Origin of the sequence: Hydrogenophaga sp. (assembly GCF_036675665.1) — a bacterium.
Taxonomy (GTDB): Bacteria; Pseudomonadota; Gammaproteobacteria; order Burkholderiales; family Burkholderiaceae_C; genus Hydrogenophaga.
The window spans coordinates 494,447-519,579 of the sequence record NZ_JAKFEO010000007.1 but is presented as its reverse complement, the minus strand read 5'-3'; the positions used below and the strand labels follow the sequence as shown (position 1 = coordinate 519,579).

Below are 25,133 nucleotides of genomic sequence, written 5' to 3'. Positions count from 1 at the left end.
CAGGCGCAAGTGGCTCGCGGCCTCAATGGCGGCATGTGTGCCATAACAGGCGGCGTGGAACTTGAACAGGTTGTGGCGCAGATGCCAGCCGCCGTTCGGCGTGGCCACCGCAGCTCCCAGCGACGCGGTACCACCGTGCGTGGCGATGAGGCCTTGCGGACATTCAATCGCATCGGCACGGCTGGTGAAGCCGCGTGCGGCCAACTGGGCCGCCTGCAGGCCGTCGGCACTGGCCCGCCCGGCATGCAAGGGTTTGCACATGGTGCCGAACATCGATTTCAGCCCAGCCGCCATGGTGCTGGCGATGCCCAGCGCGGTCGCGGTGTCGTCGGCATCGAGTTGCAGCAAGCGTGCGCAGGCGGCGGCCGCACCGAGCGTGCCTAGCGTGGCTGTGGTGTGGAAGCCGTTGGAATACTGTGCGTCGCCGCACACCAACCCCAACTGGCACATGGTTTCGTAGCCGGCGGCGAAGGCCGTCATGAAGTCGCGTCCGCTGGCGCCGCGCGATTCGGCCAGGGCGAGCAAGGCCGGGATCAGGACCACCGAGGGGTGGCCGGTGCAGGCCATGTTGACGTCGTCATAGTCGAGTGCGTGCGAGGCCGAGCCATTGATCAATGCCGCCTGCCGGCTGGAGGTCGTCATGGCGTGCCCGACGACGGTGGCCTGGGCATGCCCACCCTGTTCACGGGCTTCTTCGGCCAGCATGTGAACCAGTGGCTCGCACGCGCCAGCCAGCGTCACCCCGATCCAGTCGAGCAGGCATTGCCGGACCCGCAGGCGCACGTCCTCCGGGAGATCGGTGTAGCACAGGTCAGCGCAGCGCGCGGCCAGTTCCCGCGTGATGTCAGCGATTTGGATAGCGGACGACGGTGCGGGTTTTCTGGTTGTGGTCATGCTCATTTCAGTGCCCCTTCCAGACCGGTTTGCGCTTTTCCCGGAAAGATTGCGGGCCTTCCAGGGCATCTTCACTGAGGTAGACGGCATCAAACGCTCGGTTGGAGGCGCGCAGCGCGGCGGTGCGGCCCATCTCGGTGGACAGGCGCACCATTTCTTTGGCCGCGCGCACCGTCAGTGGCGCATTGGCCATGAGCCGGGTCGCCAGCTCTTTGGCCCCTTGCAATGCTTGCCCCTTGGGCATCAGGCGGTTGATGTAGCCGAGTTCGTAGGCGCGCTGCGCTGTCAGCGGGTCGCCGGTCATCGCGACTTCCATCAGAATGCGCTGCGGCAGCATGTGGATGACCGGCGAGGCCCACGGCATGCCGCGCCCGACCTTGGCCTCCGTGATGGCGAATTTGGCGGTTTGGTCGGCCACGCACAGGTCGCACATCTGCGAGAGCAGCCAACCGCCTGCATAGGCATAGCCCTGCACGGCAGCGATGACGGGCTTGGTGACCTCGATGTTGTCGCCGAGCACGGCGATGAAGCCCGCTGGCGGGATGCGCAGTTGAGTGTCTGCGGCTTCCACCAGGTCCATGCCGGCGCAGAAATTGTCACCGGCGCCGGTGAGGATGGCCACCTGCGCCTGCCCGTCAGCTTCGAAGCGGCGCCAGACCTCAAAAAAGCCTTCGCGCACGGCGCGATTCAGCGCATTGCGGCGCTCGGGCCGGTTGATGGTGATGACGGCAATGCCGTCGTTCACTTCGTAGAGCAGTTCATTGTTCATGGGGGTGTCTCCTTTTGACGTTTGTGTCTGTTACCGCGAGCGGCGGGTCTGGGGCATTGGTCTGGCTTGATTCGTTGCCACCTCACGCGATTCCGGTCCCGCACGGTAGCCGAGTGCCCCCGAGATGCTTGCGGCGAGTTCCATCACCAGGTGCTGCAGCGCATCGGCGACGGCGCGACCGCGCTCGATCGGCGCGGCGATGATCAGCGCTGCGTTCACGCGCCCGTCAGGTTCGAAGATCGGGGCCGAAAAGCCGGCAACGTCAGGTGTCACTTCTCCGAATGTGACCGCCACCCCTCTCACCCGGGCTTCCTCGATGATCCGCGCCAGTTGCGCCGGGTCGGTGACCGAGTGCTCGGTCATGGCCCGCAGATCGGCCCGGCGCAGGTAGTCACGCCGCCATGCCTCTTCCTGGAACGCGAGCAGCACGCGCCCGGCGGACGAGGCAAACAGCGGCCGTGTCGTGCCGACTGGCACGGCGTATCGAATCGTCCGGGTGCTCTCGAAGATCGGGTTGTAGACGAGCCGATCGGCGGTGCGGTCGATTCTGGCGATCAGGGCGGTCTCGCCGGATCGCGCCACTGCCTCCCGCAGGAAGGGCAGGGCCACAACGTCGAGCGAGCGGGCCGACACCAGAGATGCCCCTAGTGAGAACGCCTCGGGGCCCAGTTCATACAGGTCATTGCTGCGCTGCAGGTAGCCATGCGCCGTGAGGCCGCGCAACAGCGAGAGTACGCTGGTTTTTGGTGCATTCAACGCCAAGCACAACGGGGTCAGGGCCAAGCCAGCAGGGCGGTCGGCCAGTATCCGCAGCAGCCGCAGCACGCGGGTCACGGCCATGGGAGAAGCCTCCGCGCGGGTATTGATGCCTGTGCATTCGCGCAAGCTGGCCGTGGGCATGTTCATAGAATCGAAGCCTCCTTGTGTTCTGATATGGGAACATTTGTTTGGTAATCAGAATATCGTTAGGATGGACAGTCGTCAATCCGGTTTTTCCTCAGCACTCGGCGCTGAGGCAGCCTGGCATCGAGAAATCAGAGGAGACACAGATGACAAGCCAACACAAGCAGGCAGCACCCGCCGGGCCACTCGAGGGCGTGCGGGTGATCGACCTCAGCGCGGTGCTGATGGGGCCCTACGCCACCCAGATCTTTGGCGACCATGGCGCGGACGTGATCAAGATTGAATCCCCTGAGGGCGACTCGACACGCTGGATCGGCCCCGGACGCCATCCCGGCATGGGTCCGCTGTTCCTGCACCTGAACCGCAACAAGCGCAGCGTGGCGCTTGACCTCAAATCGCCGGAGGGCGCGGCTGCGATGCGGCGCCTGATCGAAGGCGCCGATGTCTTCGTGCACAACCTCCGCCCGGCCTCCATCGCCCGGCTCGGGCTGGACTACGAGAGCATCTCGATGATCAATCCACGCATCATCTGGTGCGGCGTGTACGGTTACGGCGAGGACGGTCCCTACGCCGGCCGCCCGGCCTATGACGACCTGATCCAGGGCGCGGTCGGCATCGCCGCCTTACAGCAGCAAAGCGGGGCGAGCGAGCCGCGCTACGTGCCGCTGACGATTGCCGACCGCATGGTCGGCCTGCATGCAGCGCACAGCGTGGCCATGGCGTTGTACGGGCGCGAGCGCAACGGACGCGGCTGCCGTATCGATGTGCCGATGTTCGAAACCATGGCCAGCGTGGTGCTTTCGGACCACCTATATGGGCGCACCTTCGAGCCGCCCAGTGGTGACGCTGGCTACGTGCGGCTGTTGTCGCCCGGGCGCCGGCCATACGAAACCAGCGACGGCTACATCTGCGCGCTGGTATACAACGACGGCCACTGGCAGCGTTTTCTGCATGCCATCGAGCGCGACGATTTGCGGGTCGATCCGCGCTTCGCCGACTTGGCCAGCCGCACCCGCCACATTGACGAGGTGTACGGCTTTCTGGGCCAGACGCTATGCGTGCAAAGCACCGCGCACTGGTTGGAGCTGTTCGAAGACATCGACGTGCCGGCGGTGCCTCTGAACACCGTCGAATCACTGTTGGATGACCCACACTTGGCGGCGGTGGGCTTCTTCCGTCAGGTCGAGCACCCGAGCGAAGGAGCGATGCGTACCTTTGGCGCGCCAGCGCGCTGGGTGGGTTACGACGTCAGCAAGCTGGCGCCCGCGCCGCGATTGGGGGAGCACACCGAATCGGTGCTGCGCGAATGCGGCTTTGATGCAGTTGCGCTGGCGTCCTTGCTGGTTGGTGGCGCAGCGGTTCCACTCCTCGCCGATGCGGAGGTGTCAGAATGAGGCTTCCGGCATCAAACGCGACTCGACTGGTCAGCGCGTTGGGCCCCAATTCCGTGGATGGGCAAATGCAAGGATAGCGTTGATGAAGCGGGCTGGAAGATGCTTTTTTGACCATTGATGACCCTGCCCGTATCGCGTTCATCGACATCCACCCCGACCAGAAGGCGCTCAACGCGGTGCAGTTCTCGTGCAACGCCCACGCCTACTACGCCAGTCTGGGTGTGCGCATCTAGCTCCCGCTCATCGACAACGGAGCGGCCTTCCGCTTAAGAGACTTCGCACAGGCCTGCCAAGATTTGGGTATTTGTGACCGATTACCAGCTCGTGGCGGTCCCAAACCAGCGGCAAGGTCGAGCGCTTCATCCAGTCGGATCTGAGCGAATGGGTCTATGGCTTCGCTTACCAGAACTCCAGCGAGCACACCGCTGCGTCGGACCATTGGAATCACCACTACAACTGGCACCTTGGAGTTGGAGTTGACCCGATTTCGTGACCTGCTCGGCGGTGTGTTCAAACCGGCCAAGCGCGCAACCTATCCAAACAACACCGGTCTTAGAGATCCAGTACCAACAAATTGGAACGACAACCCGACACACAGATCATCATCGACTTGTTGGCTGCTCGCTCTTGCTGTGTCAGGATGCTGTCCCGGTGATCCACCTCGCCAGCCAGAACTTTGGTTTCGCAGGCACCGCAGATACCCTCCTTGCAGCTGTAGCTAGGAATGATGCCCGCATCCATCATGGCGTCGAGAATGGTCGAACCAGCCGGCACTTGAATGATCCTCTGACTCCGGCGCAGTTCTACGGTGCAGCCATTGGCGTTGAAGGGCGGCGTCCCCACAGGTTCCACGGCGGCGAACCGTTCCAGATGCACGTGGGTGTATCCCAGACCGTCGCAAGCCTTCTGGAACGCGTCCAGCATGGGGCCGGGGCCGCAGCCATAGAAATGGGTATCGGCCGGATACGCTGCCAGCAGTGTTGGCAGGTCGGGAGACGCACCGACTTCGTCATCGAAGTGGTACCGCACTTTGAGCTGGCCTGACTCCATCGATTCCAGCACTTGCAAGAACGCAGCATCCCGGCGGGAACGAGCGAAATAGAGCAGCTCGGCAGATCGACCCAGCGAAGCCAGTCGATTGAGCATGCACAGCATAGGTGTGATGCCGATGCCACCTGCAACCAGCACGGAGTGCTGAGCACGTTCTTCCAGCGGAAAATTGTTGCGAGGCACCGAGATGTCCAGAAAATCGCCCACGCGAACCTTCTCGTGGACATACTTCGACCCCCCACGGCTCTGACGATCCTTGAGAACGCCCACCACGTAGCGTTGCTTATCGGTGATCGGGTTCATCAGCGAGTAGCTGCGAACCAAGCCGTTTCCCAGATGAAGGTCGATATGTGAGCCAGCGGCATGAGGTGGGAAGACAGTGTCTGGTGTGGCTGGCCTAAATTCGACACTAACAACGCCGGGGGCTTCAAGCCTCATGTTGTAGACAAGTGCAGAAAGCTTGGATGTTGACATTGCGGAGTTCTAGACAGGAACCTTGGGGAACATGTCCCCAATAGCTACATGATGTGCAAGCCACCGTCGACCATCAGCGTGGTCCCGGTGATGAAGGAGGCCTCGCTGGACGCTAGCCACACGATGGGCCAGGCAATCTCTTCCGGCGAGGCCCAGCGCCCGATCAGCGAAGTATCCTTGCGCTCGGTCCTGAGCTGCTCGACGCTCTTGCCCGAGCCCTGCGCGCGGCCGACGTGAAAATCCGTCAGCGTGGAACCGGGGCACACCGCGTTGGCGCGCACGCCGTGCGACGACTCCTCGAACGCGAGGCTGCGCGTGTAGGCCAGTTGCGCGGCCTTGGTCGCGTCGTACAGCGCCATGCCCTTGCGGCCGGTGACCGCGTAACACGACGAGACGTTGACGATGCTGCCCGCGCCCGATTGCCGCAGCGCCGGCAAGGCCGCGGCGCAGTAGTTGGACATGCCCACCAGGTTCACGCCCACCATGGCCTGCCACTCGGCGGGCGTGGCGTCGGCGGCGGCCGAGTAGTTGCGCATGGCGGCGTTGTTTACCAGGATGTCCAGGCCACCGAGCTGCGCGTTGCATTGCTGCACGGCGGCGCGCGCGGCGACCTCGTCGGCCACGTTGGCCGCCACGCACAGCACGCGCGCGCCGGGCAGGGCCTGCACGATGGCTTGGCGGGTGCGCTCCAGCGCCTGGGCGTCGGCATCCACCAGCAGCACGGCCGCGCCTTGGCGACAGAACAGCGTGGCCGCCGCGGCGCCAATGCCGGCACCGCCGCCCGTGATCAGCGCGGTCTTCTCAGCGAGTCGGGGTGCGCTCATGTCGGCTCACTCCGCCTTGGCGCCGGTGTCCTTGATGACCTTGCCCCAGCGCACGATCTCGGTGCCGATCCAGTCGCTGAACTGCTTGGGCGAGCTCGCGACGATTTCGAACTCCATCTCGTGCAGGCGCTTCTGGATGTCGGGCGAGTTGAGAATGCGCACCATCTCCTCGTGGTAGCGGTTGATGATGGCCGGCGGCGTGCCGGCCGGCGCGAGCAGACCGATCCACGAGGTGGCCTCGAAGTCCTTCAGCCCCGACTCGCTGAGAGTCGGGATGTCCGGTGTACTCGGAAAACGTTTCGGGCCGGTGGAGGCCAGCAGCTTGAGACGCCCCTCCTTCACGAAGCCCTGCACGTTGCCGGGCACGAAGAAGCCGGCCTGGATGTTGCCCGCGATCAGATCGGCCACGGCTGGCCCGGCGCCGCGGTAGGGAATGTGCGTCATGCGGAAGTTCGCCCCCGACTTCATCATTTCCATGGTGAGGTGCGAGGCGCTGCCCATGGCCACCGAGCCGTAGGCATACTTGGTCGGGTTGGCCCTGGCCTTGGCGATGAAGTCCTTCACATCGGTGATGCCGGTGGCCGGGTTCACCACCAGGTATTGCGGCGACTTCACCGCCAGCGTGATGGGTGCCAGGTCCTTGATGGGGTCGTACGGCATCTTGTCGAACAGGGTGACGTTGATCGCCAGCGGCCCGTTGTAGCCGATCAGCAGGGTGTGGCCGTCCGGCGCGGCGCGGCTCACCTCGTATGCACCGATGTTGCCCCCCGCACCAGGTTTGTTCTCGACCACAAATGGCTGGCCGAGCGCCTCCTGCAGCTTCGGCCCGATCAGGCGAGCGAGCACGTCGTTGGTGCTGCCGACGATGGGCACGATGATGCGCACCGGCTTGCTGGGCTTCCAGTCGGACGCGCCTTGCGCCCAGGCGGCAGTGGCCGCGCAGGCCCCGAGCGCGACAGCCGCCGCGAGTTTCAGGTGGGTTTTCATAGGTGTCTCCGGTGCTGTCTGTCGTGGGGTGGAAAAGTGAAGTCGCTCAAAGGCTGAAGACCGGTTTTTTCGTCGCGTCGGCGAGCTGCTCGCGTGCCCACGCAACGGGGTCCTGTTCCTTGGGCAGCAGCACTCCGGCGGGGCGCACGTGCTGTGCGCTTGGGTCCAGCGCGGGCGGGGTCTGGCCATCTGCCAAGCCGAGCGCGGCCTCATGCAACATGCGGCGCGCCATCACGATAGCCTTGTCAGTGGGCAGTAGCTTTTCGGCCTCGTGATTCTGGATCGTGCCCATGCTTTCCTGCAGCGAATAGTCCTGCGCGGAGAAGCCGAACACGCCGCTGTAAGAGCGGTCTTCGCGTTGCGCCACGCGGTCCATGCAGTAGTCGTTGTCGCGGTTTTGCTTGGGGATGAAGCTGCCGGGCGCTTCGTATTCGACATGAATGCCCTTACCTTCTTCCATCGCGGTGCGTTCTTCGTCGGTGAGGGGATGGGCAGGCTGCCAGTTGATGCTCCAAGCCCAGCAGCTATGGTCGTCGATCGGCACCCACACATGCCCGCCCAGCGCATGCTCGCCAAACGGCGCGATCAGCGTGAACCAGGGGAACAGCCACTGCGTGATGCGCCAGTAATACGAATCGGGTTCGCCGTTGCGGCGGCCGAACAGACTCAGGCCGAAGGGCGTCTGCTCGATCTCGAACTTCACGTTGCCGTCGGCCTTGATGTAGTCCAGCGCCTTCACTCCCTGGTGCATCGGGTCGGTATCCACCTCGTAGCGGTGCACGTAAGAGACGTGTGCGGTGTCGATGCCGCCTTCCATGGCCTGCAGCCAGTTGCTGTACTGCAGGCGCTTGGAGACATACACATGTTCGGGCGGCAGCGTGCACCACTCCAGCTCGGGCGGTGCGGGCTGCTGATCGGCCGGGCCCATGTAGGTCCACACGATGCCACCGCGCTCCACGCAAGGGTAGCCCTTTATGTGCATGCGCGCGCAAGCCTGAGGCGCGGACGGCACGTCCACACATTGCCCCATGCCGTCGAACTTCACGCCGTGGTAGGCGCAGCGGATGCCGTTGTGCTCGTTGCGGCCGAAGTACAGCGACACGCCTCGGTGCGAGCAGAATTCGCCGATCAGGCAAGCCTTGCCATCGCTATTGCGAAAGGCGAGCAGCTTCTCGCCCAGCAGTTGCACGCGCACCTGCGGCCCGTCGGCTTCGGGGATTTCGCTCGATGCCAGTGCCGGCACCCAGTAGCGGCGCATCAGGTTGCCCATGCGCGTGCCGGGACCGACGCGGGTGAGCGCTTCAGACATTTCCTTGTTCATAGACAGGTCTCCAAAATTGATCGGCATGTCCACTGCATGACATTACAGTCCATTTTACGGACCGATTGAGCTCTGTCAAGTTTTGAATAGTTAGTCCATCAAGTGGACTGGTGGGCGGGTACCATGATAGAAGTGCAACCTTGGGTGGAGTTATGGGACCAACTGAAAAACCGGGCGAGAGTGTCCGGGCCGTGGACAGAGCGCTGGAAATCCTCATGGCGTTCACGGCAACCGACCACCAACTGACAGCGGGTGAGCTGCTCAAGCGGGTAGACCTGAGCCGTCCAACCCTGTACAGGCTGTTGCGCACGCTGGAACACAGCGGGTTCATCGTGTCGTCCGGTGATCCTCAGCGCTTCGAATTAGGTCCCTCGGTGGCGCACCTTGCACACGTGTGGAGCTCCAGTCTTGACATAGCGACCCTGGCGCAACCGATGCTGCGCCGCTTGTGGGACCAGACGGGCGAGACTGTTGCCTTGCTTGTTCACCAGGGCAACAGTCGAATCTGTGTGGCCGAATTGCCCAGCGCACAGCCGCTCAGTTTCAAACGCGGCTTGGGCTATCGGGAAGACGTGACGTTGGGCGCTAGCGGGCGTGCCATCCTTGCCCATGTTCCCACACCCGAAAGCTATCTGAACAAGAGCGGAGAAACCGTCAATGTATCGGCCTATCTCGACAGGCTGCAGCAGATCCGGGAACAGGGGTATGCGATAAGCCGGGACGAATTGATCCAGGGCGCGGTGGCGGTTGCTGTGCCGTTTTTTCTGGGGAACGACAAAGTCATGGGGTCTTTGGCCGTTTTCGGTCCTGGTGTGCGCGTGGACCAAGCGCGTGTCAGCGTATTTGTTACGCTCCTCAAGGAAGAAGCACGGAAACTCTCGCAAGCACTTGGGCAGCGCTAGCTAGCTTCAAGGGGCCGGCCGGGGCGACACTGATTCTCATACACCCAAGTGCTGCTCCAGCAGTTCGGGCTTCGACAGGAGCTCTTCGGAACTGCCTTCAAAAACCACCTCGCCCTTGACCAGGATCACGTTGCGATCGGTGATCTGGGTAACGTGTTTCCAGTTCTTGTCCACGATGATGCTGCTGATGCCGCTTTCGCGGATCAGGCCACAGATGCGCCAGATCTCGCGCGCAATCAGAGGCGCCAGGCCTTCCGTGGCTTCGTCGAGGATCAGCAGGTCGGGGTTGGTCATGAGCGCCCGGCCGATGGTGAGCATCTGCTGTTCGCCGCCGCTGAGCTGCTGCCCGCCGTGGTTCAGGCGCTCGGCCAGGCGCGGAAACGTTTCCAGCACCCGGTCATACGTCCAGTCGCGCTGGCCTTTGGTGCCGGCGCGCGCCGACATCACCAGGTTTTCCTTCACGCTGAGGTTGCCGAAAATGCTGCGTCCTTCGGGCACGTATGCAAGACCTTGGCGTGCGATCTCGAAGGTGGGCGCTCCGGTCATGTCGCGGCCCTTCACGTGCACCTGGCCCCCGCTGGGTTTGACGATGCCCATGATGGATTTGAGCAGCGTGGACTTGCCCATGCCGTTGCGACCCATCAGGCCGATCGTCTGGCCCTGGCCCACGGTGAAGTCGATGCCGCGCAGGATGTGGCTGGCGCCGTAGTGGGTGTTCAGGCCCTTGGCCTCAACCAATGCGTTCGTCAAAGCGCTCATCAGTGTTCCTCACCTAGGTAGGCCGCTTGCACCGATGCGTCGGCGCGCACCTGCGCCGGCGTCCCGCTGGCGATGACCTGGCCGTTCACCATCACGGTGAGCTGGTCGGCCAGGGTGAAGACGGCGTCCATGTCGTGCTCCACCAGCATGATGGCGTGGTCTTTTTTCAAACGCAGCAGCAGCGCGACCATGCTCTCGGCCTCGGCCTGGCCCATGCCGGCCAACGGTTCATCCAGCAGCAACACGGTGGGCTCTGTGGCCAGCGTCATGGCGATCTCCAACTGGCGCTGCTCGCCGTGGCTGGTGGTGCCGGCCACCGCGCCCGCACGCGCGGTCAGGCCGGCGAGTTCCAGCGCACGCTCGCAGCGCTGGTTGACCGCGCCCATGGCGCTGGCCGAAGACACCCAGCGCAGCGGGTTCCATGGCGCGTGCCGCTCGCGCGATTGCGCGGCCAGCCGCACGTTGTCCCACACGGTGAAGGGCAGGAAGATGTTGGTCTTCTGGTAGCTGCGGCCCAGGCCCAGGCGCGAGATTTTTTCGGGGCTCTTGCCGGCGGTCTCGACGCCGTTGAGCGTGATGCGGCCCGAGGTGGGTGGCAGGTCGCCCGAGAGCAGGTTGGTCAGGGTGGACTTGCCCGCGCCGTTGGGCCCGATCACCGCGTGGATACGGTCGCGGTGCAGGTCCACCGACACGTCGTTGACGGCGGCCAGACCGCCGAATCGCTTGGTGAGGTTGCGTGCGGAGAGCAGCAGTTCGGTCATCTCGCCTCCCGCTTCTTCGTCAGTTGATTCACGAGGCCCAGCAGCCCGCGTGGCGCCAGCACCACCACCAGCACGATGAACGTGCCCATGAGCAGCTGCCAGTGCTTGGTGAGGTCCTTGAAAAAGTGCATCACGTATTCAAACGCGAAGGCGCCCACGATGGCCCCTGCGAAGTTGCCCATGCCGCCGAGGATGACCATCATGATCGCGTGTGCGCTCATGTGAAACCCCATCAGCTCGGGGTTCACGTAGCCGGTCTGCGCAGCCCACAGAAAGCCCGCCACACCGGCCAGCGCACCGGCCAGCGTGAAGGCCGCAAGCTTGTAGCCGAAGGTGCCATAGCCCACCGCGCGCATGCGGTGTTCGTTCACGCGAATGCCGGCGAGCACGCGGCCAAACGGCGAGAACAGCAGTCGGCGCAGGAAGGCGTAGACCAGCACCAGCAGCAGCAATGTGAAGTAGTAGAAGGTGGTCTTGTTTTCGAGGTCGATGCCGGTCCAGCCGAACACCGAGGCGTCGGGCCGGAAGTTCACGTACACACCATCCGACCCGCCCAGCGCCTTGTTGTCGAAGAACAGGAAGAACACCATCTGCGCGAACGCCATGGTGACCATGATGAAGTAGATGCCGTGGGTCCGCACCACGAAGAAGCCGATGATCAGCGCTGCCAGACCAGCGCCCAAGGCCGACGCGGGCAAGGCCCACCAGAGGCTGATGGGCGCATCAGCCGGTGTGAGGAAAGCCAGCGCATAACCCGCCAGGCCGAAGTAGGCCGCGTGGCCGAGCGACACCAAACCGCTCACGCCCTGCAAGAGGTCAAGGCTCATGGCGAAGATCGCCAGGATCATCATTTGCGAGAGCATCTGCAGATAGAACTCGCCACCCGTGACCGGGATGAGTGGAAACGCCGCGAGCGCGATGGCGCCCAGCACCAGGATGGCCTGGATGCTGCGCGGCAGCTTCTCGAGTTGGGCTTTGGGGGAACTCATTGTTTGAACAGCCCTTCGGGCTTGTAGAGCAGCACGAGTGCCATCAACATGTAGACGGCCATGCCGGCAATCTGCGGCACCAGCACCTTGCCGAAGGTGTCCACCAGACCCACCAGCAGTGCAGCCACCAGGGCACCACGCACCGAGCCGATGCCACCGATGACCACCACCACAAAACACATGATCAGCACCGAACTGCCCATGCCGGGGTAGACGCTGGCAATGGGCGAAGCAATCATGCCGGCGATGGCCGCGAGCGCCACGCCCAGCGCGAACACCACGCCATGGATGAGGCGGATGTTGATGCCGAGCGACTCGGTCATCTCGCGGTTGAAGGCACCGGCGCGGATCTTCATGCCCAGGCGGGTCTTGGAAATCAGCAGATACAGACCCAGGGCGAGCGCAATGCACACGCCCGACATCACCAGCCGGTACACCGGGTAGGAGAGGTTTTCGGTCAGCGGGATCGACCAGTTCAGCACCTCGGGCACCTGCACCGCGTGCACGTCGTCGCCCCACAGGATGGAGCGCACCTCTTCAAAGATGTAGATCAGGCCGAAGGTGAGTAGCACCTGGTCCAGGTGGTCGCGATGGTAGAAGTGCCGGAACAGACTCCACTCCAGCAACCAGCCCAGCGCCACGGCGATCACCGTGCCCAGCACGATGGCCAGCACCAGGCTGTCCAACTGGCCAACCAGGAACCACGCGAGGTAGGCGCCCAGCATGTAGAAGCTGCCATGCGCCAGGTTGACCACACCCATGATCCCGAAGACCAGCGTGAGGCCCGCGGCCAGCATGAACAGCAACAGGCCGTATTGCAGGCTGTTGAGCAACTGGATGAGGAAGTTGGCGAAATCCATGAGTTAAGGAACAAAAGGACGAAGAAAAGCGGCGGAACATCTTTTGGACGAACTCCGCCGCTGGAGGACAACCGGGGCGCGAAAGACTCAACCCATGCGGCAACCCGTGGCGGGATCGGCCACAGCCTTCTGAGCAATGCCGATCACCTTGTTGTCCTTGTTGACCACCTGGCGCAGGTAGATGTCCTGGATCGGGTTGTGGGCCTTGCTCATGGTCCATTTCCCGCGCGGACTGTCGATGGTGGCGCCTTCCAGCGCTGCGTACAGTGCCGGTTTGTTCGACAAGTCGCCTTTGACTGCGTTGGCACCCTTGACGAGCAGCAAGCCCGCGTCGTATCCCTGAACGGCATACACATCGGGCTGCGCCTTGAACGCCTTTACATAGTCGAGGCGGAACTGCTTGTTGCGCGGGATATCCAGCGAGTCGCTGTAGTGCAGCGTGGTGAGAACGCCCTCGGCAGCTTCTCCTGCTGCATCGAGCACGCCCTCGGTCAGGAAGCCCGAGCCGTACAGTGGGATCGTCTTGTTCAGGCCGGCCGCAGCGTAGTCGCGCAGGAACTTGGCTGCACCGCCACCGGCGAAGAAGCAAGCCACGGCGTCGGGCTTGTAAGACGCAATCTCGGTCAACAGCGACTGAAACTCCACGTTGGGAAAGGGCAGGCCGAGCTTCTTGATGATGGTGCCACCGGCTTCGGTGTAGCTCTTTTCGAAACCCTCAAAGGCCTCGTCGCCTGCGGCGTAGTTCCAGGTGATCCACACCGCCTTCTTGTGGCCTCGGTCGACCATGGCCTTGCCCAAAGCCAGGGTAGGCTGGGCGTTGGTGAAGCTGGTTCGAAACACATTGGGCGCACACTGGGCCCGGGTGGCCACGTGCACGCCGGCATTGGGAATGATGTTGAGAACTCCTGTATCGCGTGCGACCTTGTGAATGCCCATCTGCACGCCCGAGTGCACCGAACCCACCAGCACGTCGACCTTGTCACGCATTACCAGGCGGGTCGCGTTCTCGATGCCCTTGGCCGGATTGGATTCGTCATCGACCTTGAAGAACTCCACCTCGCGGCCACCGAGCTTGCCGCCGTTTTGCGCCAGCGCCAGCCGGAAGCCGTTTTCGACGGCGATACCGGGCTGGGCAAAGGTACCTGTGAACGGCAGCATCAGGCCAACCCGCAGATTGCTGGCTTGCGCCTGCGCCCACCGGGGCAACAAAATGCCGCTGGAGGCCGCGCCGATCAGCGCGGCTCCTCGTGTCAAAACAAAGCGCCGTGAGTTCATCTGTGTCTCCTGTTGTGGTGGGATCGGGAAAACATCAGGCAGCGGATTTTTCCGCAACCAGCAACCGATCGATGATGCGGCGGGCTTGCACGCCACCGCCATCGATGTTCAGGCTCAGTAGCTTGCGCCCGGCGTTGCGCTCCAGGTTCTGCTGCTGCATCTCCAGCATCTGGAGGTCCTCGGAGAAAACCTTGCTCAGGCTGGTGCGGATCTGCTCGCTCAACGCCTGGTCCTGCGCATTGAAGTTCCTGGCCATGCCCCAAAAGTACCAGGTCGAGGACTCGGTTTCAGGTGTTATGAAGTCGATGACTGTGCTGGAGGCTTTGACCTTGGGGTCTGCATTGAAGCCGCCCTTGCCCGCGTGCGCCACACCCACATCGATCAGCACATGGCTTGGCGGATAGAAGCGGCAGATTTGCCACCGGTCCACTGGAACATCGTCTGCCAGGTTGTTTCCGCGCAAGCCCGCACGCCAGAATGGCGGCGCCATGATGCCTTCCATGTAACGCTCGGTGATGGCGCAGTCTCCATCCATCCGCGTCTTGGGCGGCGACTCATCGATTTCCTTTTGACCAATTGAGTTCGGGTGCAAGTAAGTCTCGTGAGTCAGGTCCATGAGGTTGTCGATCATGAGCCGGTAATCGCATTTGACGTGGTACAGCCCACCGCTGTAGGCCCACTCGGGGTCATCGGCCCAGGCCAGATGGTGGATCTTGGAGGGGTCGGCCTCTTGCGCATCGCCAGGCCAGACCCAGATGAACCCGTAGCGCTCCACTACGGGATACGTCCGCACGGCGGGGAAGCCGCCCACGCGTTGGCATGGCATGGCAACCGTCTTGCCATCGCAACCCATTTCCAGACCGTGGTAGCCACAAACCAGTTTGCCGTTTTCAACCTTGCCCAGCGACAACGGAGCACCGCGGTGGGGGCAAAAGTCTTCGACAGCGGCCACCTTGTTGTCGGGGCCACGGAAAAACACGATGGACTCGCCGCAAATCTTGCGGCCAAGGGGCTTTCCATCGAGTTCGCTGGGCGTAGCGCCTACATACCACGTGTTTTTGGGAAACATGATTCGTTCTCTCCTATAAGTTCTAAGGATTCGGGCAGGCTTGTGGGGTCAGCCCTTGGGTGGCTCAAGCACACCTACGTTCTGATAGATGTGTTTGATCTCGGTGAAATCGATCAACGCGTCAAAGCCGTGGAGACGGCCCAAGCCACTGCGGCGATAGCCGCCGGTCTCCGCTTCAGCGCACAGCTTGTTGTGGTCGTTGATCCAAACGGTGCCGTTGCGCAGCGCTCGAGCGATACGCCAGGCGCGCGCGCCCTGCTCGGTCCAGACACTCGCGGACAACCCGAACTCGGTGTGATTGGCCCGCGCCACCGCTTCGGTTTCGGTTTCAAACTTTTCCAGCACGACCAAGGGGCCGAAAATCTCCTCTTGGACAAAGGATGCACTGGCATCCCGGTGCGCGACCAAGGTGGGCGAGACAAACCCGCCAAGCCGCAGGTTTCCGCCGAGACGCTGACCGCGCAGGATCACTTCGTCTGCGTCGTCCATCGCCTGCTCGATGCGACGATGCACCAACTCGGTGGTAGAGAGATCGATCAAGGGACCCATCTGGGCGCCCGGGGTATTTCCGGGAGCCACTTTGATTGCCGCCAGAGCATTGGCCAGCGCTTTTTTCATCGCCTCATAGCGCGACGCGTGAACCAACACCCGGCGCGCCGCCGTGCATTGCTGACCAGAGATGACCGTCGCAGCGGCAGCCAGTTGAGGCGCGATGTGGTCGATATCGGCATCTTCAAAAACCAGGCAGCATGACTTGCCACCCAGTTCGAGCGACAGTTTCTTCATAGTGGGAGCAGCGGCGGCCATGATGCGCTGCCCCGTCAGGTTGGAGCCCGTGAAGCTGACCACATCCACCTCTGGCGAGGTGGTGAGCAACTGAGCCACGTCGTGGCCTTGCTCACTCACCAGGTTCACCACACCGGGCGGCAGTCCAGTCACGTCGGCCAGTTCCCTGATCACCGCAGCGGTGATGAGCGCGGACTGCGGTGCAGGCTTGACCACGCAAGTACAGCCAGCGGCCAACGCGGGGGTGATCGACCGGATAAGCAGGATCACGGGAGCGTTCCAAGGGACGATGATGCCGGCGACGCCGGCCGGCTCTTTCAGCATCGTGGAAAATACGCCGGGTTCCACCTCGAGCACGTGGCCTGGTATGTGCCGGGCCAGACCCGCGTAGTAACGGATCTCCGAGATGGCTCCCATCAGCTCACCCCGCGATTGCGCGATCACCTTGCCATTCTCTTGCGTTAGCAGTTGGGCCAGTGCTTCAGCCTTGTGCTCTAGCCGGCTTGCCCATTCGTTCATCACGTTCTGCCGCAGCCGCGGCGACTGGGCCCACGTGGGCTTTTCAAAGGCTCTGCGTGCAGCCGAAATGGCCGCCTCTGCGTCTGCCCGGGTGGCAGCGCTGAAGCAACCGATCTGGCTGCCGTTGGCCGGGTCCAGGCTGGGCACTTCGAGGCCCTGGCTGGCGGGCATCCACCGGCCATCGATCAAGAGTTCTGCTGTGGCGTGCATAGGAGTGCTCAATGTGTGACCGATCCGCCATCAACCACAATCACCTGACCGGTGACAAAGTCACTGTCGGCGCTGGCGAGGTAGATCAAGGTGCCGGTCAGGTCGTCGGGTACCTGATCACGCTTGATGCAGCGGGACGAAACGATGCCTGAAGCGATTGAGCCTTGCCAGTCGGGATTTGCGCTGACATTGGCGCTCAGGGTCAGGCCCGGCGCCAGTGTATTGACGCAGATATTGTCGTTACCCAATTCACGCGCCAGACAGCGCGCCATCGCCACCACGGCGCCCTTGGAGGTGACGTAGTGCAGGAAGAGCGGCGTGCCCTTGAAAACCGTGCCGGAGGCGATGTTGATGATCTTGCCGTAGCGCTGCTGACGCATCACGGGGCTGACCGCTCTGGCGCACTCGAAGGAGCCGCGCACGTTGACGGACATCACCTTGTCCCACTCGGTCGACTCGATCTGCTCGAACGGCTTGAGGGCAAGGTTGCCGAAAATTGCGGCGTTGTTGACCAGCACGTCAATGCGGCCGAACGCCTGAAGTGCGGACCCAACCATCTTCTCCACCGATTCGCGGGACGTCACGTCTGTGTGGACAAACACCGCCCGGCCACCCTTCTCAATGATCTGGTTGACCACCCCGGTGGCGTCCAGCACATCGGCACAGACCACGGAGGCACCTTCTTGAGCCAATGCACGAGCGTATGTCTCTCCGATACCTTGCGCCGCGCCGGTCACGATCGCAACCCGGTTGGCCAGCCGTGGGGTGTTTTCTTTGGGAAGTTGATTCATGGAGTGTCTTTATGTCTTGGTAGTTTTTGTGTGCTTTTCGATCAAGGCCCGGGCTGTTGACAAAAGATCGCGACCATCGAAGCCGCGGCTCTCCATGTCCTTGACCCATTCGACCTCTACCTGGCTTGCTGCGCGCCTGAACTCTTGGGCTTCGACCTGCCCGAAGTTATGGGTCACGTTGCCGCGTGCCTCCACCAACTTGCGGGCAGGGTCGTCGCCACATTGGTGGGCGCGCCCCAAGGACGCAGAAGCGGTTATGCCCGAGTTGGGGTCCAGCACCTTCCGGACATCTGGCGGCAGGGACTCGTACTTCCGTTTGTTTGTTGCCGTCACGAATTTCGTGGTGTAGAGCGCGCCACTGGCTGGATCGAACTGACTGTGAAACTTCGTTAATTCGTGCACCTTTACGGAGGGAACGACATCCCAAGGGATCACGCAACCGTCGAGAGGCCCCTTTTGCAGTGCGTCGGGAATCTTGGGCAGCGGCATGCCCACAGCATTGGCGCCGAGGTATCCCAGCATCTTCGTAGTTTGTCTGGTTGGACCGCGCATTTTCAGGCCGCGCAAGTCGTACGGAGCCTCGAAGAGGCGGTCGCGGGTGTGGAGCATCCCCGGCCTATGAACCTGCACTGCAATGGGATGCACTTCCTTGTATTCGTTGGACGCTTTTGTCTTGATGAACTCCCAGAAAGCCTTGGAAGTAGCCTCGGCGTTGGTCGTCATGAACGGCAGGACAAACACCTCGCTGCAAGGAAAGCCTCCAGGTGAATAGCCGGTCAGTGTCCAAACGATGTCAGCCACGCCATCCCGTGCCTGGTCGTATGGCTGCACAGGCGCGCCATCAAGCTGCATCGCGGGGTACGCCTCAAACCGGATGCGCCCATCTGATTCCCGTTGCACCTTTTCCATCCATACCTTGTTCATGCTGACCCATACGTTGGACATGGGAGACATGAAAGTGTGAAATCGCAAAGTGATCGACTGCTGAGCAAAGCCTGTCAGCGAGGGAGCGCCCAAGGCCATCCCTACTGCCAACTGAACGATGGTTCTGCGGTTGATCATTTGGTGAATTGAGGAGAAGGCGTGAGTACCTAGGAAGTGAGACTTGATCCAGTTCGCAATCCGGATTGTCCGTCTGGTGATTATGTTGTTCATTCTACGGTTATGTTCACTCCACGAAATCAGGGTAAACACTGGGGGCGTCGTGAGCGGTTACCTAAATGACCTTCGATGTTGTTAGGCTGGGTCGGCACGAAACATCCGGCGCTATCGCCAAATCCACAAGATCACGACGAGAACCGCAAGGACCCAGTCCTCATGTGCGCCACAGCCAAGCACCAGCGTGCAGGCCGTGGGATGTGTGGAGTCCTCGGACCTGCTCGTGCTAGATGACCAGTCTCTGGCCCGGCGCATCGCCGACATCAGCGACGAACTCCTCTATGCCATCGTTCACCAGCGCTACAACCTGCGCCGCGCCATCGTCATCACCTCAAATCTTTTGGTGCAGGACCTGAGCAAGTACCTGGCCGACGTCACCATGGCCACCACCATCCTTGATCGACTGATACACCGCTGCTCGACGCTGGGGTTCGAAGGCAAGAGCTACCGTCTGAAGCAGTCCGCCTCACGAATCGCGATCGCACCCGAACAGTCGGAATTCGAACGACTTTGTTAGCGCAGTTTGGGTTGACCATAGGAGGAGACTGTCAAATTTAAGAAGTCACTCGCTCAGCGTGGAGTTCAGCAGGTAAATCGTGCGAAGCAAGGCCTCGGGACTGGCAATTCCCTTGCCGGCGATGTCCATGGCACTTCCATGCCCGACACTGGACAGCACGACGTTGCCTCCCACGCTGAGGGCACTTGCGGCGTGGGGCGCCAGCAACTTGATTGGAATGTGACCCTGGTCGTGGAAGACGGCCACATAGAGATCGTGCTGCCTGTTTGCCAACAGCGTGTCTGCACCTGTGGGCCCACTGACATGGTGGCCTGCTGAGCGCAGCTGCGCCACCGCAGGCACCATCAAGCGAGCGTCCTCCGGTCCGAAAAGCTCACCTTCGGATGCGTGTGGATTGATACCGAACATGCCGATGCGAGGCGTTTCCACGCCCAGCCGCTGACACGCGACGATGCCTGCCTGAGTGGCGCGCACGATCAGGTCGGTGCTCAGACGATCAAGTGCTGTTTGAACGCTCTCGTGGAGCGTGACGTGCACGATGCGTAAGCCCGCCCCCACCAGCATCAAGAAAACGGAGTCGGCAGATTGGCCGCACACACGCGCCACAAGAGAGGGGTACCCGCTGAACGCTATACCTGCCTGCGTGATCGCTGTCTCGTGGTGAGGACAGGCGATCACGGCGTCGAACTCGCCAGCCTGCGCAGCCTGAATGGCCGCCGTGGCGCTGGCCACCGACGAGGCGCCAGCGGCCGCGTCGATGCGACCAGGTACAGCTGCAGCCGGATCGAGGGCGCCTACCTCGTTGCAACGAACACCATCTAGCATCCCGCTAAGGTTCAATTGCTCGGCGCAGCGGCGCAGCACCGAATTCGGGCCGAACAGCGTAATACGGTCGCGCTCAGACTCTGTCAGAGTGGCAAGTGCCTTTAGCGTGATCTCCGGTCCGATGCCGTTCGGATCGCCGATCGAGATGGCCAGGCGCGCAAGGCCGCTCATGCAGCCTTTGGTTTATGTTTGGCAATGAGCGCCTTTGCGCCAGCCAAGAGCTTGGCACCGTCCTGCCCGCGCTTGTCCATCTCCTGGACCCATTCGCTGGCGATGGTGCCAGTCAGTTTGACAAACTCGCTGGTTTCCGATTCGCTGAACACGTGTACCTTGTTGCCTCGATCGGTCGCCATCTTGCGGCTGATGGGGTCATGATCTTGTTGCACCTTGCCGAACCAAGCCGAGGTTTCCAGGCCCGAGTTGTCGTCGATCACCTTTTTGATATCCGGAGGCAACGATGTATATTTTCTTTTGTTCATCACCATCACAAACGCCGTGTTGTAAAGAGCTGGCTTGCCGGGCGCGAACTCGCTGTGGTGCTGAACAAGCTCATGCACCTTGACCGAAGGAATCACTTCCCAGGGCAAGGCTGCGCCGTCAATGACGCCTTTGGACAGCGCGTCTGGAATCTGTGGCAGCGGCATGCCTACCGCGGATGCTCCTGCTGCTGCGAGCAACTTAGTCGCTTGGCGGGTCGGCCCTCGCATCTTCAGGCCGCGCAGGTCGGAAGCGCTGTTGATGGCCTTGCTTTTCGAGTGCAGCACTCCTGGACCATGGGTATGAAAAGCGAGTGGTTGGACGTCCTTGAACTCATCGCTGGCGTGGGTTTCGAGGTACTCCCAGGCGGCACGCGACGCTCCGATGCCGTCCATGGTCATGAACGGCAGTTCGAACACTTCGGTCCGAGGGAATCGACCGGGGGTAAGTCCAGCCAAAGTCCATACGATATCGACAACACCATCCCGTGCCTGGTCGAAAAGTTGACTTGGTGAGCCCCCCAGCTGCATGGCAGGAAAGCCCTCGAAGCGGATACGTCCGCCCGAGTCGTTCTCCACTTTCGACATCCATGCCTTGTGTGCATTGAGATAGACATTCGAGGTCGGCGCCATGAAGGTATGGAACTTCAGGGTTACCACTTGCTGGGCGAAGACGCCAAGGGTGGGGGCTCCAAGGGAAGCGGCTGCCGCCGCCGATTTGATGAGGGTTCTGCGTTGCATCATGAGGTTGTCTCCTGGATTGAAGGGAAAGGCGGGTCCGGCCCCCTGGGCGGTGCTGGCTTCTTGTAGTACTGGTGATCAAGCAGGGCTTGCCTGCGAAACGAATTTAGTGACGAGGTAGCCGTCGAAGGTTTCGCTGCCGCCTTCGCTGCCGATGCCGCTGTCCTTCACGCCACCGAACGGCGTCTCGGCCAGCGTGATGCCGAAATGGTTCACGTTGACCATGCCCACCTCGAGGCCGTTGACCATGCGCTCCGAGGTCTTGATGGAGCCGGTGAAAACGAAACCGGTGAGGCCGAAGGGCAGGGCGTTGGCGCGCTTCAATACCTCGTCGGTGTCCTTGAAGCGCGTGATCGGCGCGACCGGACCGAAGGGTTCTTCGACCATCAGGCGCGCGTCGTCGGGAATGTCGGTGAGGATGGTGGGCGGGTAGAAGTAGCCAGGGCCAGCGAGCCGCGTGCCGCCGCTGGCCAGCTTCGCGCCACGCTCCAGCGCATCGGCCACCAAGCCTTCCATGGCATCGACCCTGCGCAGGTGCGCCAGGGGGCCCATCTGCGTGTCCTTGTCCATGCCGTCGCCCACCTTCAAGCCACCGTAGGCTTTCGTGAAGGTGTCGAGAAAGCGGTCGTACACCTTCTCCTGCACGAAGAAGCGGCTGGGTGCAATGCACAGCTGCCCCGCGTTGCGCGCCTTGAAACGCGCCAGCAGATGGGCCGCGTCGTCCACGTCGGCGTCGTCGAACACCACCACCGGCGAGTGCCCGCCCAGCTCCATGCTGATGCGCTTCATGTGCAGGCCGGCGAGCGACGCCAGCTGCTTGCCCACCGGCACCGAGCCGGTGAACGATACCTTGCGCGAGATCGGCGAGCGGATCAGGTGGTCCGACACCTCGGCCGGCACACCCCACACCACGTTGAGCACGCCCGGGGGCAGACCCGCGTCGTGGAACATGCGCGCGAGCGCGATCACCGCGCCCGGCGAATCCTCTGGCCCCTTCAGCACAAGCGTGCAACCCGCGCCGATCGCCGCCACCATCTTGCGGATGGCCTGGTTAAACGGAAAGTTCCAGGGCGTGAAGGCCACGCACACACCCACGGGCTCGCGCAGCACCAGCTGGCGCACGTGGGGCAGGCGTGCGGGGATCACGCGGCCATAGATGCGGCGGCATTCTTCGGCGTGCCACTCTGCGTGTTCGGCACAGGTGGTCACCTCCAGCAGCGCCTCGCTCAGCGGCTTGCCCTGGTCGAGAGTGATCTGGCGGGCGATCTGCGGTGCGCGTTCGCGCGTGAGCTCGGCCACGCGGCGCAGCACCTTCGAGCGCTCGAGCGGCGAACTCTTGCGCCAGCTCTCGAAGGCGCGTTGCGCCGCGTTCAGTGCGCGGTCAAGGTCGTCGCGGCGCGCGTGCGGCAACGAGCCGATCACCTCGCCGTTGGCGGGGTTGATGATGTCCTGGTGTTGGCGGTCGCCGCCTTCGATGAATTCGCCATCGATGTAGAGGAAAGGCTTGCCGTATGCGGTGTCGGTCATGGTGAGTCAACCGATCAGATGAATACCGAGCCACCGTCGACGGCGATGGTCTGGCCGGTGATGAAGCCCGCGCCGTCGCTGGCTAGGAAGAGCAGGGCGCCCACCAGGTCTTCAGGCACCTGGTCGCGCTGCAGCGAGCGGCTGGTCTTGCGCACCACGTCGCCCATCTTGCTGTGCAGGTCGTTGTCGAGCACACCGTCGCTCAGCGTGAAGCCCGGGGCAATGGCGTTGACGGTGATGTCGTCCTTGCCGAGTTCGCGGGCTAGCGAGCGCGTGAACGCGATCACCGCGCCCTTGCTGGCCACGTAGTGCAGCATGTTGGGCGTGCCCTTGATCGGCGTGGTGGACGCGATGTTCACGATGCGGCCGAACCCGTTCTTGCGCATTTCGGGCACGACCGCTTTGGCGCACACGAAAGGCCCCAGGGTGTTGACCTCCATCACCCGCATCCACTCGGCGTCGCTGATCTGGTCGAACGGTTTGAGCGTGAGCGTGGTGAACAGGCCGGCGTTGTTCACCAGCACGTCGAGCCGGCCGAACGCCTTCACGGCCTGTTCGACCATGCCCGCCACGTCGGCGGGCTTGACCACATCGGTCTGCGTGCCGATGGCCTTCAGGCCCTGGGCACTGAGGCGTTCGGCCGCTTCGACGGCACCGCGCAGGTCGGCGATGACGACCTGGTGGCCCGCGCGCGCGAGGGCTTCGGAGAAGGCGAAACCGATGCCGCTGGCGCCGCCAGTGACCGCGATGACCCGGGATGCTGCTGTCATGTGTTGTCTCTTTCTGTGGGAAGGTGTGGATGTCGAATGGGACTGAGGGAGCTCAGGTCGGTGCTAGCACCGGCGCGAGGGCCGTGCGCGCGCGCATGTGGGCGGCAGGGTCGTTGAGGGATTCGACGGCGCTGAGTTGATCGCCGCGGTAGCGCAGCACCGAAAAGCGGCCGCTGGCCGGATCGCCCTCGATGTCGCTGCGGTCGCCCGGCGCGGCCAGGCCGGCCATCTGCAGCCGGCAAGGGCCTTGCTCGCTCCAGAACCAGGGCACCTTGGCGTACGGCAGGGGTTGACCGCACAGGCGCGCGGCGATGCAGCGCGCCTGGTCAACGGCGTTCTGTACCGACTCGATGCGCACGCGGGAGCCGCCATCGGCCGCGAACGGAAAGTTCGCGCAGTCGCCGAGCGCGGAGATGGCGGCGTCGCTGGTGAGCAGCAGCTCGTCGACCTCGATGCCATTGCCCACCGCCAGCCCGGCGTCGCGCGCCAGCTGGTCGTTGGGCGTGACGCCTACCGCGATCACGATGAGGTCGGCGACGATGCGGCCACCGCCGTGCAGGCGCAGGCCGGTGGCGCGGCCGTCCTCGCCTTCGATGGCGTCGAGCTGCGTGTTCAGGTGGAATTGCGTGCCCTGGGCTTCGTGGAAGGCTTGCAGGTGTCGCGCCATGGGCTCGGAGAGGGCGCGCAGCAGGGGCCGTGCCGTGGCCTCGATCACGTGCATCGGCAGGCCCTGGCCGCGCGCCACGGCCGCGAGTTCCAAGCCAATGAAGCCGGCGCCGACCACGGCCACCGAGCGCGCGCGGGCCAGTTGCTCTCGGATGCGCCGCGCGTCCTCCAGACCGCGCAGCACGTGCACGCCGGACAACCCCGCTCCGGGCACGCACAGGGTGCGCGCGGTCGCGCCGGTGGCCAGCACCAGGTGGTCGTAGGGCAGGGTCTGGCCGCTGGAGAGGTGCACGCCACGCGCCGCGCGGTCGATGCGCGCCACGCGCGTGCCACCGAGCACGCGGGCATCGATGCGTTGGTAGAACGGGGGCGGGCGCAGCAGCAGGCCGGTGTCGTCCACCTTGCCTTGAAGGAAGGCCTTGGACAGCGGGGGGCGCTGGTAAGGCAGGCCGGGCTCGTCGCCGACCAGGGTGATGGGATCGGCATAACCCGAATCGCGCAGCGAGGCCGCGAGCTGGAAGCCGCCCTGCCCGGTGCCGACGATGACGGTGCCGTGGGCCATCAGACCTGCCGCTCCGGGATGTGCACGATCAGCTGGTCCACGCCGGGCGCCAGCGCGAGCTGGCAGCCCAAGCGGCTGTGTTCGCGGCGCTCGCCCGCGGCGCTGGCCAGCATTTCGTCCTCGACGTCGCTGATGGGCGGCAGGAAGCCGATCGAGGCCGGGTCCACGTACACGTGGCAGGTGGCGCACATGGCGGAGCCGCCGCACTCGGCGACGATGCCGGGAATGCCGTGGCCGACAGCGGTCATCATGACGGTAGCGCCGGGACTGGCGGGCACGGCTTCTCGGGAGCCGTCGGGTTGTACGTAGACGATCTGGGGCATCGTGGGTCTCTCTCTTCTAGTTCGAATGGGG

The 25,133-nt window shown here is 63.1% G+C and carries 25 protein-coding genes and 1 pseudogene; 4 read left to right on the top strand and 22 right to left on the bottom strand.

All coding sequences use genetic code 11. The features are described 5' to 3' along the window. The 3 genes from V6M63_RS05220 to V6M63_RS05210 form a co-directional block, all read right to left on the bottom strand. Positions 1-894 (bottom strand): MmgE/PrpD family protein (locus V6M63_RS05220; protein ID WP_332740109.1); only part of this gene is annotated, 894 nt, incomplete at its 3' end. Between the two features lie 7 nt (positions 895-901). After that, a complete protein-coding gene (locus V6M63_RS05215) occupies positions 902-1,663 on the bottom strand; it encodes an enoyl-CoA hydratase-related protein (RefSeq protein WP_069047276.1) in 762 nt (253 codons plus the stop codon). A 30-nt stretch (positions 1,664-1,693) separates the two neighbouring features. Then, positions 1,694-2,569, bottom strand: coding sequence for an IclR family transcriptional regulator (locus tag V6M63_RS05210; protein WP_235501286.1), 876 nt, complete (start codon positions 2,567-2,569; stop codon positions 1,694-1,696). Positions 2,570-2,712: 143 nt separating this feature from the next. On the opposite strand from V6M63_RS05210, the gene V6M63_RS05205 reads away from it, so the two are divergent. Both V6M63_RS05205 and V6M63_RS05200 read left to right on the top strand, forming a co-directional pair. Then, positions 2,713-3,960: a CaiB/BaiF CoA transferase family protein gene (locus V6M63_RS05205; protein ID WP_069047275.1), complete on the top strand. Its 1,248-nt coding sequence runs from the start codon at positions 2,713-2,715 to the stop codon at positions 3,958-3,960. A gap of 107 nt (positions 3,961-4,067) precedes the next feature. Next, positions 4,068-4,193 (top strand): hypothetical protein, encoded by a 126-nt coding sequence (locus V6M63_RS05200; protein ID WP_256926968.1) that lies wholly within the window; start codon positions 4,068-4,070, stop codon positions 4,191-4,193. A gap of 319 nt (positions 4,194-4,512) precedes the next feature. On the opposite strand, the gene V6M63_RS05195 is transcribed toward V6M63_RS05200, so the two are convergent. Genes V6M63_RS05195 through V6M63_RS05180 form a run of 4 tightly spaced genes read right to left on the bottom strand, consistent with a single transcriptional unit; the run spans position 4,513 to position 8,616 of the window. Further along, the gene (locus tag V6M63_RS05195) at positions 4,513-5,484 is read right to left on the bottom strand and encodes a PDR/VanB family oxidoreductase (protein ID WP_332740100.1); all 972 of its coding nucleotides are present in this window, start codon (positions 5,482-5,484) and stop codon (positions 4,513-4,515) included. Positions 5,485-5,528: 44 nt separating this feature from the next. Beyond that, positions 5,529-6,308, bottom strand: a complete 780-nt coding sequence (locus tag V6M63_RS05190) for an SDR family NAD(P)-dependent oxidoreductase (RefSeq protein ID WP_332740098.1) — start codon at positions 6,306-6,308, stop codon at positions 5,529-5,531. Between the two features lie 6 nt (positions 6,309-6,314). Continuing rightward, positions 6,315-7,295: a Bug family tripartite tricarboxylate transporter substrate binding protein gene (locus V6M63_RS05185; protein ID WP_297397049.1), complete on the bottom strand. Its 981-nt coding sequence runs from the start codon at positions 7,293-7,295 to the stop codon at positions 6,315-6,317. Between the two features lie 46 nt (positions 7,296-7,341). Beyond that, positions 7,342-8,616, bottom strand: coding sequence for an aromatic ring-hydroxylating dioxygenase subunit alpha (locus tag V6M63_RS05180; protein ID WP_056272119.1), 1,275 nt, complete (start codon positions 8,614-8,616; stop codon positions 7,342-7,344). Between the two features lie 152 nt (positions 8,617-8,768). On the opposite strand from V6M63_RS05180, the gene V6M63_RS05175 reads away from it, so the two are divergent. Further along, positions 8,769-9,518 (top strand): IclR family transcriptional regulator, encoded by a 750-nt coding sequence (locus V6M63_RS05175; protein WP_069047273.1) that lies wholly within the window; start codon positions 8,769-8,771, stop codon positions 9,516-9,518. Positions 9,519-9,554: 36 nt separating this feature from the next. Here V6M63_RS05175 and V6M63_RS05170 read toward each other — a convergent pair whose 3' ends face one another. From V6M63_RS05170 to V6M63_RS05130, 9 genes are all read right to left on the bottom strand, one after another. After that, positions 9,555-10,277 carry an ABC transporter ATP-binding protein gene (locus V6M63_RS05170; RefSeq protein ID WP_442909538.1) on the bottom strand — a complete coding sequence of 241 codons (723 nt, stop codon included), beginning with the start codon at positions 10,275-10,277 and terminating at the stop codon, positions 9,555-9,557. After that, on the bottom strand, positions 10,277-11,038 hold the full coding sequence (locus tag V6M63_RS05165) for an ABC transporter ATP-binding protein (RefSeq protein ID WP_332740091.1): 762 nt from the start codon (positions 11,036-11,038) through the stop codon (positions 10,277-10,279). The genes V6M63_RS05170 and V6M63_RS05165 overlap by 1 nt, the downstream gene beginning before the upstream one ends. Then, on the bottom strand, positions 11,035-12,027 hold the full coding sequence (locus V6M63_RS05160) for a branched-chain amino acid ABC transporter permease (RefSeq protein ID WP_332740089.1): 993 nt from the start codon (positions 12,025-12,027) through the stop codon (positions 11,035-11,037). Before V6M63_RS05160 ends, V6M63_RS05165 begins: the two co-directional genes overlap by 4 nt. Next, positions 12,024-12,887, bottom strand: a complete 864-nt coding sequence (locus V6M63_RS05155) for a branched-chain amino acid ABC transporter permease (protein WP_332740087.1) — start codon at positions 12,885-12,887, stop codon at positions 12,024-12,026. Before V6M63_RS05155 ends, V6M63_RS05160 begins: the two co-directional genes overlap by 4 nt. 87 nt (positions 12,888-12,974) lie before the next feature. Beyond that, positions 12,975-14,162: an ABC transporter substrate-binding protein gene (locus V6M63_RS05150; RefSeq protein ID WP_322341335.1), complete on the bottom strand. Its 1,188-nt coding sequence runs from the start codon at positions 14,160-14,162 to the stop codon at positions 12,975-12,977. A 34-nt stretch (positions 14,163-14,196) separates the two neighbouring features. Next, a complete protein-coding gene (locus tag V6M63_RS05145) occupies positions 14,197-15,231 on the bottom strand; it encodes an aromatic ring-hydroxylating dioxygenase subunit alpha (protein ID WP_056272099.1) in 1,035 nt (344 codons plus the stop codon). Positions 15,232-15,279: 48 nt separating this feature from the next. After that, positions 15,280-16,746 carry an aldehyde dehydrogenase family protein gene (locus V6M63_RS05140; protein ID WP_332740078.1) on the bottom strand — a complete coding sequence of 489 codons (1,467 nt, stop codon included), beginning with the start codon at positions 16,744-16,746 and terminating at the stop codon, positions 15,280-15,282. An 8-nt stretch (positions 16,747-16,754) separates the two neighbouring features. Then, positions 16,755-17,537: an SDR family NAD(P)-dependent oxidoreductase gene (locus V6M63_RS05135; protein ID WP_056272093.1), complete on the bottom strand. Its 783-nt coding sequence runs from the start codon at positions 17,535-17,537 to the stop codon at positions 16,755-16,757. A 9-nt stretch (positions 17,538-17,546) separates the two neighbouring features. Next, positions 17,547-18,692, bottom strand: a complete 1,146-nt coding sequence (locus tag V6M63_RS05130) for a TRAP transporter substrate-binding protein (protein WP_332740075.1) — start codon at positions 18,690-18,692, stop codon at positions 17,547-17,549. Positions 18,693-18,909: 217 nt separating this feature from the next. Between V6M63_RS05130 and V6M63_RS05125 the strand changes: the two are divergent. Continuing rightward, positions 18,910-19,212: pseudogene (locus V6M63_RS05125) on the top strand (ATP-binding protein); the annotation flags it as partial. A gap of 45 nt (positions 19,213-19,257) precedes the next feature. Here the strand turns inward: V6M63_RS05125 and V6M63_RS05120 are convergent. The 6 genes from V6M63_RS05120 to V6M63_RS05095 form a co-directional block, all read right to left on the bottom strand. Further along, complete coding sequence (locus V6M63_RS05120) at positions 19,258-20,208, bottom strand: PdxA family dehydrogenase (protein WP_056272090.1); 951 nt, start codon at positions 20,206-20,208, stop codon at positions 19,258-19,260. Beyond that, complete coding sequence (locus V6M63_RS05115) at positions 20,205-21,257, bottom strand: TRAP transporter substrate-binding protein (RefSeq protein WP_056272088.1); 1,053 nt, start codon at positions 21,255-21,257, stop codon at positions 20,205-20,207. The genes V6M63_RS05120 and V6M63_RS05115 overlap by 4 nt, the downstream gene beginning before the upstream one ends. Positions 21,258-21,332: 75 nt before the next feature. After that, on the bottom strand, positions 21,333-22,781 hold the full coding sequence (locus tag V6M63_RS05110) for an NAD-dependent succinate-semialdehyde dehydrogenase (RefSeq protein ID WP_159604288.1): 1,449 nt from the start codon (positions 22,779-22,781) through the stop codon (positions 21,333-21,335). 14 nt (positions 22,782-22,795) lie between these two features. Continuing rightward, positions 22,796-23,551 carry an SDR family NAD(P)-dependent oxidoreductase gene (locus tag V6M63_RS05105; protein WP_056272082.1) on the bottom strand — a complete coding sequence of 252 codons (756 nt, stop codon included), beginning with the start codon at positions 23,549-23,551 and terminating at the stop codon, positions 22,796-22,798. 52 nt (positions 23,552-23,603) lie between these two features. Further along, on the bottom strand, positions 23,604-24,779 hold the full coding sequence (locus V6M63_RS05100; protein ID WP_056272078.1) for an NAD(P)/FAD-dependent oxidoreductase: 1,176 nt from the start codon (positions 24,777-24,779) through the stop codon (positions 23,604-23,606). Continuing rightward, complete coding sequence (locus tag V6M63_RS05095) at positions 24,779-25,102, bottom strand: 2Fe-2S iron-sulfur cluster-binding protein (RefSeq protein WP_056272074.1); 324 nt, start codon at positions 25,100-25,102, stop codon at positions 24,779-24,781. Before V6M63_RS05095 ends, V6M63_RS05100 begins: the two co-directional genes overlap by 1 nt. Positions 25,103-25,133 lie beyond the last annotated feature (31 nt).

What these genes read in the sequence shown, in the direction of transcription:
- V6M63_RS05215 (WP_069047276.1), bottom strand. Translation starts at nt 1,663, where the DNA reads ATGAACAATGAACTGCTCTACGAAGTGAACGACGGCATTGCCGTCATC.
- V6M63_RS05210 (WP_235501286.1), bottom strand. Translation starts at nt 2,569, where the DNA reads ATGAACATGCCCACGGCCAGCTTGCGCGAATGCACAGGCATCAATACC.
- V6M63_RS05205 (WP_069047275.1), top strand. Translation starts at nt 2,713, where the DNA reads ATGACAAGCCAACACAAGCAGGCAGCACCCGCCGGGCCACTCGAGGGC.
- V6M63_RS05195 (WP_332740100.1), bottom strand. Translation starts at nt 5,484, where the DNA reads ATGTCAACATCCAAGCTTTCTGCACTTGTCTACAACATGAGGCTTGAA.
- V6M63_RS05190 (WP_332740098.1), bottom strand. Translation starts at nt 6,308, where the DNA reads ATGAGCGCACCCCGACTCGCTGAGAAGACCGCGCTGATCACGGGCGGC.
- V6M63_RS05185 (WP_297397049.1), bottom strand. Translation starts at nt 7,295, where the DNA reads ATGAAAACCCACCTGAAACTCGCGGCGGCTGTCGCGCTCGGGGCCTGC.
- V6M63_RS05180 (WP_056272119.1), bottom strand. Translation starts at nt 8,616, where the DNA reads ATGAACAAGGAAATGTCTGAAGCGCTCACCCGCGTCGGTCCCGGCACG.
- V6M63_RS05175 (WP_069047273.1), top strand. Translation starts at nt 8,769, where the DNA reads ATGGGACCAACTGAAAAACCGGGCGAGAGTGTCCGGGCCGTGGACAGA.
- V6M63_RS05170 (WP_442909538.1), bottom strand. Translation starts at nt 10,277, where the DNA reads ATGAGCGCTTTGACGAACGCATTGGTTGAGGCCAAGGGCCTGAACACC.
- V6M63_RS05165 (WP_332740091.1), bottom strand. Translation starts at nt 11,038, where the DNA reads ATGACCGAACTGCTGCTCTCCGCACGCAACCTCACCAAGCGATTCGGC.
- V6M63_RS05160 (WP_332740089.1), bottom strand. Translation starts at nt 12,027, where the DNA reads ATGAGTTCCCCCAAAGCCCAACTCGAGAAGCTGCCGCGCAGCATCCAG.
- V6M63_RS05155 (WP_332740087.1), bottom strand. Translation starts at nt 12,887, where the DNA reads ATGGATTTCGCCAACTTCCTCATCCAGTTGCTCAACAGCCTGCAATAC.
- V6M63_RS05150 (WP_322341335.1), bottom strand. Translation starts at nt 14,162, where the DNA reads ATGAACTCACGGCGCTTTGTTTTGACACGAGGAGCCGCGCTGATCGGC.
- V6M63_RS05145 (WP_056272099.1), bottom strand. Translation starts at nt 15,231, where the DNA reads ATGTTTCCCAAAAACACGTGGTATGTAGGCGCTACGCCCAGCGAACTC.
- V6M63_RS05140 (WP_332740078.1), bottom strand. Translation starts at nt 16,746, where the DNA reads ATGCACGCCACAGCAGAACTCTTGATCGATGGCCGGTGGATGCCCGCC.
- V6M63_RS05135 (WP_056272093.1), bottom strand. Translation starts at nt 17,537, where the DNA reads ATGAATCAACTTCCCAAAGAAAACACCCCACGGCTGGCCAACCGGGTT.
- V6M63_RS05130 (WP_332740075.1), bottom strand. Translation starts at nt 18,692, where the DNA reads ATGAACAACATAATCACCAGACGGACAATCCGGATTGCGAACTGGATC.
- V6M63_RS05120 (WP_056272090.1), bottom strand. Translation starts at nt 20,208, where the DNA reads ATGAGCGGCCTTGCGCGCCTGGCCATCTCGATCGGCGATCCGAACGGC.
- V6M63_RS05115 (WP_056272088.1), bottom strand. Translation starts at nt 21,257, where the DNA reads ATGATGCAACGCAGAACCCTCATCAAATCGGCGGCGGCAGCCGCTTCC.
- V6M63_RS05110 (WP_159604288.1), bottom strand. Translation starts at nt 22,781, where the DNA reads ATGACCGACACCGCATACGGCAAGCCTTTCCTCTACATCGATGGCGAA.
- V6M63_RS05105 (WP_056272082.1), bottom strand. Translation starts at nt 23,551, where the DNA reads ATGACAGCAGCATCCCGGGTCATCGCGGTCACTGGCGGCGCCAGCGGC.
- V6M63_RS05100 (WP_056272078.1), bottom strand. Translation starts at nt 24,779, where the DNA reads ATGGCCCACGGCACCGTCATCGTCGGCACCGGGCAGGGCGGCTTCCAG.
- V6M63_RS05095 (WP_056272074.1), bottom strand. Translation starts at nt 25,102, where the DNA reads ATGCCCCAGATCGTCTACGTACAACCCGACGGCTCCCGAGAAGCCGTG.